The 8,094-nt window shown below is 69.6% G+C and carries 7 protein-coding genes and 1 pseudogene; 2 read left to right on the top strand and 6 right to left on the bottom strand.

Going from position 1 to position 8,094, the window contains the following annotated elements:
- The first annotated feature begins 243 nt into the window (after positions 1-243).
- On the top strand, positions 244-996 hold the full coding sequence (locus CWIS_RS02430) for an endo alpha-1,4 polygalactosaminidase (protein ID WP_048341650.1): 753 nt from the start codon (positions 244-246) through the stop codon (positions 994-996).
- Positions 997-1,050: 54 nt separating this feature from the next.
- Here CWIS_RS02430 and CWIS_RS02425 read toward each other — a convergent pair whose 3' ends face one another.
- From CWIS_RS02425 to CWIS_RS02400, 6 genes are all read right to left on the bottom strand, one after another.
- Positions 1,051-2,208 (bottom strand): hypothetical protein, encoded by a 1,158-nt coding sequence (locus tag CWIS_RS02425; RefSeq protein WP_048341649.1) that lies wholly within the window; start codon positions 2,206-2,208, stop codon positions 1,051-1,053.
- Positions 2,209-2,401: 193 nt separating this feature from the next.
- Positions 2,402-3,382: a class 1b ribonucleoside-diphosphate reductase subunit beta gene (gene nrdF / locus CWIS_RS02420; RefSeq protein WP_048341648.1), complete on the bottom strand. Its 981-nt coding sequence runs from the start codon at positions 3,380-3,382 to the stop codon at positions 2,402-2,404.
- A gap of 48 nt (positions 3,383-3,430) precedes the next feature.
- On the bottom strand, positions 3,431-5,578 hold the full coding sequence (gene nrdE / locus CWIS_RS02415; protein ID WP_048341647.1) for a class 1b ribonucleoside-diphosphate reductase subunit alpha: 2,148 nt from the start codon (positions 5,576-5,578) through the stop codon (positions 3,431-3,433).
- Positions 5,548-5,964 (bottom strand): class Ib ribonucleoside-diphosphate reductase assembly flavoprotein NrdI, encoded by a 417-nt coding sequence (gene nrdI, locus CWIS_RS02410; protein ID WP_048341646.1) that lies wholly within the window; start codon positions 5,962-5,964, stop codon positions 5,548-5,550. Before nrdI ends, nrdE begins: the two co-directional genes overlap by 31 nt.
- Before the next feature lie 78 nt (positions 5,965-6,042).
- A complete protein-coding gene (nrdH, locus tag CWIS_RS02405; RefSeq protein WP_048341645.1) occupies positions 6,043-6,300 on the bottom strand; it encodes a glutaredoxin-like protein NrdH in 258 nt (85 codons plus the stop codon).
- 433 nt (positions 6,301-6,733) lie between these two features.
- Positions 6,734-7,606, bottom strand: coding sequence for an SDR family oxidoreductase (locus CWIS_RS02400; RefSeq protein ID WP_048341644.1), 873 nt, complete (start codon positions 7,604-7,606; stop codon positions 6,734-6,736).
- Positions 7,607-7,717: 111 nt separating this feature from the next.
- Here CWIS_RS02400 and CWIS_RS02395 point away from each other — a divergent pair.
- A pseudogene (locus CWIS_RS02395) lies at positions 7,718-8,094 on the top strand (transcriptional regulator); the annotation flags it as partial.

Genomic DNA, 8,094 nt, shown 5'->3' with positions numbered 1-8,094 from the left:
CTTTTGGGGTGGGCGGCCGCCCCCCCCCCCCGCGCCACGCCCCCCTCACCCCCCCCCCCGCCCGCCCCGCCCCCCCCCCCCCCCCCCCCCCCCCCCGCCCCCGCCGCTCCGAGCACCCCGTCCGCGTCGGCCGCGGCGACCACCTCCGCCGCACCCCCCGCGTCGAGCACCCCCGCGGCGCCCACCGCCCCGGCCGCGGGTCCCAGCCGCGCACCGGCGCCCGCTCCGGCGCCGGCCCCCGGCGTGACGTTGCCGCCGACCGCCGGCGTGTTCGACTACCAGCTCGGCGGCCCCTCACCGACGGTCCGCGTGGGCGCGACGACGCGCGCGATCGACGTCGTCGTGCGGGACGCGACGGCGGCCCCGCTGCCCGGCGCGTACACCGTCTGCTACGTCAACGGCTTCCAGACGCAGCCCGGCGAGGCCTCGCTGTGGCGCAGGCACACCGACGTCCTCCTGCATGACGAGGGCGGCGACCTGGTCGTCGACCCTGACTGGCCCGACGAGTACGTCCTTGACCCGTCCACGCCCGCGCAGCGCCGGACGATCCTGAGCGTCCTCGGCCCGGTCGTCACCGGGTGCGCCGCCGACGGGTTCGACGCCGTCGAGATCGACAACCTCGACACCTGGACCCGGTTCGACGCGATCGACGAGGCCGGCGCCCACGCCCTGGCCCGCGCGTACGTCGACCTCGCCCACTCCGCGGGCCTGGCCATCGCGCAGAAGAACGCCGCCGAGATCACCCGTCTCGCACACGATCGACTCGGCTTCGACTTCGCCGTCACCGAGGAGTGCGCCGCCTGGGACGAGTGCGCCGCCTACACCGACGTGTACGGCGACCACGTCCTGCAGATCGAGTACCCCGACGCCCTCGACGACGCGGGCCTGACTTTCGCCCAGGTCTGCGCCCTGACCGACCGCGCACCCCTGACGATCTTGCGCGACCGCGACCTCGTCCCCCCAGGCAAGCCCGGCCACCGCTACGCCACCTGCTGACCCGCTCGTCGCGCGGCGCCTCGTGGACGCCGAGCGGCGGCTCGGACCGAGCGGCTACAGCACCGCCGAGCGCCGCTGCACTCCTTGCGGGCGGAAGACGGGACGGGCGGGAACGGGCGCGGCGACGTCGGTCTGGGGTGCCGCCGTGCGCGTCCCTGGGGGCGCGGGCTCGATCGTCGGCTGAGCGAGCTCCTCGGCGAGTGCCCCGGCGTACCTGACGACGCTGCGCGCCCAGACCGTCTCGTCGCCGTTCGGCGGGACGGCGGTCACGGCGGCGAGGGCCGTCGTCGCGTCCGCAGCGACAGGGGTCTCGGGCCTGAGCGTGTTGAGCGCGCCACCGAGCGTCGAGATGACGTACCAGACCGCGACGACCACGAGGGCACCGCACGTCAGGGCTACCGGCAGCCGGAGCTCGTCGGTGCCCCAGAGCGCGACCGTCACGCTCCCGAGCAGCCCGGCCGCGGCCGTCAGCGTCAGCCACCCGCCCAGCATCGCGGCCCCGACCGTCACGTCGTCGCCGGCGCTGATCGCCTTCATCACCGCCGCGGAGACGAACGTGAGGAGCGACGCAACCAGGCCCGCGACCAGGACGTGCGCGACCGCTTGCTCAGGCTCACTCCCGAGCAGCGCGGTGAGGGGATCGGCGACGCCGAACAGGGCGACCACGGCGGTGGACACGACCGTGAGGTTCGTCGCCCAGGAGTCCGCGGACCACGACGCGCTGAGCCCCGTCACCGGGGACCTCAGGGTCGGCCGCTTCTCCTCGTCCCGGTGGGCGTCCTCGAACCGCCCGCCGACGACCAGCAGCGTGAGAGCGGCGAGCGCCGCAGCGACGACGAACGGCCACACCACGACCCTGACCGACAGGTCCGTCGGCTCCGTGACGTCGAACGAGACCGCGATCGTCTTGTCGCCGACGGTGAGCGTGCCCGTCGTGCCGGCACCGACCTCGCACCCGCTCACCGTGAGGTCGACCGACTGCTGCCGACTCGCACCGACCTTGCCCGGGTCGGCGTCGGCGGTGCAGCCCGTGACCGTGAGGTCGACGTCGATCACCGCGTCGTCGGGGTTCGTCACCGTCAGCGCGCCGGTGTACTCCTCGCCGTCGCGCGTCAGCGCGATCTGGTCGTCGTCCCCGAGGTCCACGACCGGCGACGCCCACACCGCGGGTGCACCAGCCAGAGACCCGATCCCGATCCCGACCGCCAGCACCAGGCCGGCACCTACCCGAGTGACAGCACGCACGGTCCCGATCCCCTCGCTGGGTACCCCGTCACCCCGACGGTAGCCACAGCGCGCACCGCCCGCGCGACGAGGGAGACGACGAGGGAGAGCCGCCAGGTGCTGGCGCCTCCCCCTCGTCGCTGTCAGTTCTCGCAGCGCCGAACCGGCGCCGTGAGGAGAGTCAGAAGTCCCAGTCGTCGTCCTCGGTGTTGACGGCCTTGCCGATGACGTACGACGAGCCGGAGCCGGAGAAGAAGTCGTGGTTCTCGTCGGCGTTCGGCGACAGGGCCGAGAGGATCGCCGGGTTGACGTCGGTCTCGTCGCGCGGGAACAGCGCCTCGTAGCCCAGGTTCATGAGGGCCTTGTTGGCGTTGTAGCGCAGGAACTTCTTGACGTCCTCGGTCAGGCCGAGCTCGTCGTACAGGTCCTGCGTGTACTCGACCTCGTTGTCGTACAGCTCGAAGAGCAGCTCGAACGTGTACTCCTTGAGCTCAGCGCGCTCGGCCTCCGTGATGAGCTCGAGGCCCTTCTGGAACTTGTAGCCGATGTAGTACCCGTGCACGGCCTCGTCGCGGATGATCAGGCGGATGAGGTCGGCCGTGTTGGTGAGCTTGGCGCGCGACGCCCAGTACATGGGCGCGTAGAAGCCCGAGTAGAACAGGAACGACTCGAGCATGGTCGAGGCGACCTTGCGCTTGAGCGGCTCGTCGCCCCGGTAGTAGTTCAGGACGATCTCGGCCTTGCGCTGCAGGTTCGGGTTCTCCTCCGACCAGCGGAACGCCTCGTCGATCTCCTTGGTGGAGATGAGCGTCGAGAAGATCGAGGAGTACGACTTGGCGTGCACCGACTCCATGAACGCGATGTTCGTGTAGACGGCCTCCTCGTGCGGGGTGAGCGCGTCGGGGATGAGGCTGACCGCGCCGACCGTGCCCTGGATGGTGTCCAGCAGCGTCAGGCCGGTGAAGACGCGGGTCGTCATGGTCTTCTCGGCCTCGGTCAGGGTCGCCCACGACTGGATGTCGTTGGAGACCGGGACCTTCTCCGGCAGCCAGAAGTTGCCGACCAGGCGGTCCCAGACCTCGAGGTCCTTGTCGTCCTGGAGGCGGTTCCAGTTGATCGCCGAGACCCGGTCGACCAGCTTCAGCTTCCCCGTAGGGCTCATTCTCGTGCTCGCTTCTTCGTCGTGACGGTAAAAGTGCAGGTCAGAGCGTCATAGCATGCAGCTGACGCAACCCTCCACCTCAGTCCCCTCGAGTGCCAGCTGGCGCAGGCGGATGTAGTAGATCGTCTTGATGCCCTTGCGCCAGGCGTAGATCTGCGCCTTGTTCAGGTCACGCGTGGTCGCGGTGTCCTTGAAGAACAGCGTCAGCGACAGGCCCTGGTCCACGTGCTGCGTGGCCTCGGCGTAGGTGTCGATGATCTTCTCGTAGCCGATCTCGTACGCGTCCTGGTAGTACTCCAGGTTGTCGTTCGTCATGAACGGCGCCGGGTAGTAGACGCGACCGATCTTGCCTTCCTTGCGGATCTCGATCTTCGACGCGATCGGGTGGATCGAGCTCGTCGAGTGGTTGATGTACGAGATCGAGCCGGTCGGCGGGACCGCCTGCAGGTTCTGGTTGTACAGGCCGTGCTCGGCGACGAGCGCCGCGAGCGTGCGCCAGTCGTCCTGCGTCGGGATGTGGATGTTCGCCTCGGCGAAGAGCTCGCGGACGCGCTCGGTGCGCGGCGCCCACTCCTTCTCGATGTACTTCTCGAAGTACTCGCCGGTCGCGTACGTCGACTTCTCGAAGCCGTAGAACTTCTCGCCGCGCTCCTGCGCGAGCAGGTTCGACGCACGGATCGCGTGGTAGGCGACCGTGTAGAAGTAGATGTTCGTGAAGTCGAGGCCCTCGTCGGACCCGTAGAAGATCCGCTCGCGCGCCAGGTACCCGTGCAGGTTCATCTGGCCTAGGCCGATCGCGTGCCCGCCGCGGTTGGCGCGCTTGATCGACGGGACCGACTCGATGTCGGTCTGGTCGGAGACGGCCGTCAGGGCACGGATCGCGGTCTCGACGGACTTGCCGAAGTCCGGGGAGTCCATCGACAGCGCGATGTTCATCGAGCCGAGGTTGCAGGAGATGTCCCGGCCGACGTGGTCGTAGGACAGGTCCTCGTTGTAGGTCGACGGGGTCGAGACCTGCAGGATCTCCGAGCAGAGGTTCGAGTGCGTGACCTTGCCGTCGATCGGGTTGGCCCGGTTCACCGTGTCCTCGAACATGACGTACGGGTAGCCGGACTCGAACTGGATCTCGGCGAGCGTCTGGAAGAACTCGCGGGCGCTGATCTTCGTCTTGCGGATCCGCGAGTCGTCGACCATCTCGTAGTACTTCTCGGTGACGTTGATGTCCGCGAACGGCACGCCGTACACGCGCTCGACGTCGTACGGCGAGAACAGGTACATCGGCTCGTTCTTCTTCGCGAGGTCGAACGTGATGTCCGGGATCACGACGCCGAGCGACAGCGTCTTGATGCGGATCTTCTCGTCGGCGTTCTCGCGCTTGGTGTCGAGGAACCGGTAGATGTCCGGGTGGTGCGCGTGCAGGTACACCGCGCCAGCACCTTGACGCGCGCCGAGCTGGTTGGCGTACGAGAACGAGTCCTCGAGCAGCTTCATCACGGGGATGACGCCGGAGCTCTGGTTCTCGATGTGCTTGATGGGCGCGCCGTGCTCACGGACGTTCGAGAGCAGCAGGGCCACGCCGCCGCCGCGCTTGGAGAGCTGCAGCGCGGAGTTGATGCCGCGCGCGATGGACTCCATGTTGTCCTCGATGCGCAGCAGGAAGCAGGAGACGGGCTCGCCGCGCTGCGCCTTGCCGAGGTTGAGGAACGTCGGCGTCGCCGGCTGGAACCGGCCCGAGACGATCTCGTCGACCAGGGAGATCGCGTAGTCCTGGTCGCCCGCGGCGAGCGAGAGCGCCACCATGCACACGCGGTCCTCGAAGCGCTCGAGGTAGCGCTTCCCGTCGAACGTCTTGAGCGTGTACGACGTGTAGTACTTGAACGCCCCGAGGAAGGTCTGGAAGCGGAACTTCTTCGAGTACGCGTACTGGAACAGCGTCTTGATGAACGCGCGGTCGTACTGCGCGAGCACCGCCGGGTCGTAGTACTTGTTCTCGACGAGGTAGTCGAGCTTCTCGTCCAGGTCGTGGAAGAACACCGTGTTCTGGTTCACGTGCTGCAGGAAGTACGCGCGGGCCGCCTCGCGGTCCTTGTCGAACTGGATCTTCCCGTCCGCGCTGTACAGGTTCAGCATCGCGTTGAGGGCGTGGTAGTCCAGGCCCGACGCCTCTACGCGCTGATCAGTGACTGTCGCTGCCAAAACCGTTCCAATCCGTCGCGGACGCGCTGCACGTCCTCGTTCGTTCCCATGAGCTCGAAGCCGTACAGGTAGGGGACGCGGCACTTGGCCGCGATGATCTCCCCCGCGATGCAGTACGCCTCGCCGAAGTTGGTGTTGCCCGCGGCGATGACGCCGCGGAGCAGTGAGCGGTTGGCCGTGTCGTTGAGGAACTTCACGACCTGCCGCGGTACCGCGCCGCCCTCGTTCCCGCCCCCGTACGTCGGCACGACGAGCACGTACGGCTCTGTGACGTGCAAGAACGCCTCGGTCGGGCGCAGGGGGATCCGCTGGGCCGGCTGGCCCAGCTTCTCGATGAAGCGGTGGGTGTTGTTCGAGGCCGAGGAGAAGTAGACGAGCGAGCTCATCGATGCCTCCTCAGCGATTCGAGCGCTGGCTTCCGCCGGCCTCCGTGGGCCGGTGTGACCGCCGTCGAAGGCGGCGCTTCAGGCGACGGTGACAGCCTGCAGGCGCTGCTCGAGCGCCTTGATGCGGTCCGGGCGGTAGCCCGACCAGTGGTCCCCGTCGACCCCGTCGACGATGACGACCGGGGCCTGCAGGTGGCCGAGCGACATGACGTAGTCGCGGGCGTCCGCGTCCTCGCTGATGTCCACGACCGTGTACTCGGCACCGAGCTTGTCGAGAGCACGGTAGGTCGCGTTGCACTGCACGCAGGCCGGCTTGCTGTAGACCGTGATCGTCATGGTGCCTCTCCCCGGAGACTCAAAGAAACTCAGTGGTTCTGATGCTCGTCCGCGCTCTTCCCGACCCTCGGAGGTCGCCCTGACCGAGCGTTCCCGGAGGCCCTCGTGGAGCCGCCGGCGACCGCTCGACGCCTCGGTCGATCGCGTAGAGAAGACACTACACCTAGTGTCTGACACCGCAACCAACCACTAGGTGTTGTGTTACATCCGTGTCGTTTTTCACCCCGTGCATGACTCGTCCACAGTACCGACGACCCCTGACAGAGCCTCTGGCCTGCGGGTTTGCGCGGGCGTAACGACATCGCTGTGGTTCGACCCACAGGCGGCCCACAGGTCGTCCACATCGGGGACCGTCTCGTCCCCAGAGTCGTCCACAGGCGATATGTCCGATGGAGTCCCGAAGTGTCCGGTCCGTGGGCCGCCGGGCGGCGTCTCAGCTCGCGGAGGCGTCCGCCCACGCCGCGCGCAGGCCGTCGAGGAGCGGCGTCGTCGGGCGGCCGATGAGGGTGCGCAGCGTGTCGGTCGCGTCCGCGAGGCCACCCGCGGCGATGTCCTGGTCGAGCGCCACGACGAACCCGACGGTGCCCTCGTCGAGACCGGCCGCCAGCAGGCCCGCGCGCTGCTCGTCGGGCGTCACCCGCCGGTGCACGACCGGACGGCCGAGCACCTGCGCCGCCGCGGCCGCGAGCTCGTCGTGCGTCCACGCGTAGTCGCCCGAGACCTCGTAGGTCCGACCGTCGTGCCCCTCGCCCGTGACGACCGCCACCACGCCCGCGGCGAAGTCCGCGCGGCTCGCGGAGGCCACGCGCCCGTCCCCGGTCGACGAGACGATCTCGCCCGTCGCGGCCGCCTGCTGCAGCGCCGGGACGTAGTTCTCGGTGTACCAGTTGTTGCGCAGCACCGTCACGACCAGGCCGGAGGCCGCCAGCAGCTCCTCGGTCGCCTTGTGCTCGGGTGCGACGACGAGCGTCGTGGTGTCGGCGTGCGGCGCGCTCGTGTAGACGATGCGGCGGACGCCGGCCGCCCGCGCGGCCTCGATCGCCGCGGTGTGCTGAGGGATGCGCTTGCCGACCTCGGAGCCGGAGACGAGCACGAGCGTGTCGGCACCCCCGAAGGCCTCGGGCAGCGTCTCGGGGCGGTCGTAGTCGACCACCGCCACGCGCACGCCGCGCTCGGCCAGGTCCGCGAGGCGCTCGGTCCGGCGCCCGCCCGCGACGATCTCGCCGGGCGCGACCCCCGCTTCGAGCAGACCCTCGACGACGAGACGGCCCAGGTGGCCGCTGGCCCCGGTGACGACGACAGACATGTGCTTCCTCCCGTTGCTGGGCGACCCGTGTCTCGCGTCGCTCCCCCGGCACAACACCCCGCGCGCCAGAACCTTTCCCGCCCCCACGGGCACGTGAGGGATGCTGGTCACGTGCACGTGACCACCCTCGGACCGCTCGCGCTCGACGGCCGGCCCGTCCGCGGCGAGCGGCTCGCCGCCGTGGTGCGTGAGCTCGTCGCGGCGCGCGGGCGTGCGGTGTCCGTCGGCGCGCTCGTCGAGGCCGTCTGGGACGGTGCGCCGCCCGACGACGAGCAGGGCGCCGTGCAGGCGCTCGTCTCACGCGTGCGTCGGCTCGGCCTGCCGGTGCAGTCCGTGCCGGGTGGCTACCGGCTGCCCGCCGACGATCTGTCGGTCGACTCCGATGAGGCCCGCGGGCTCGTCGGCGTGGCGCGCGCGGCCCTCGAGGCGGGCGATCTCGTGGCCGCCGCCGACGCCGCCGCGCAGGCCCGCGCGCTCCTGCCGCCGGC

Origin of the sequence: Cellulomonas sp. A375-1 (assembly GCF_001040865.1) — a bacterium.
In the GTDB taxonomy this organism is placed as follows: Bacteria; Actinomycetota; Actinomycetes; order Actinomycetales; family Cellulomonadaceae; genus Cellulomonas; species Cellulomonas gelida.
This window is presented reverse-complemented; position numbering and strand designations above follow the sequence as displayed.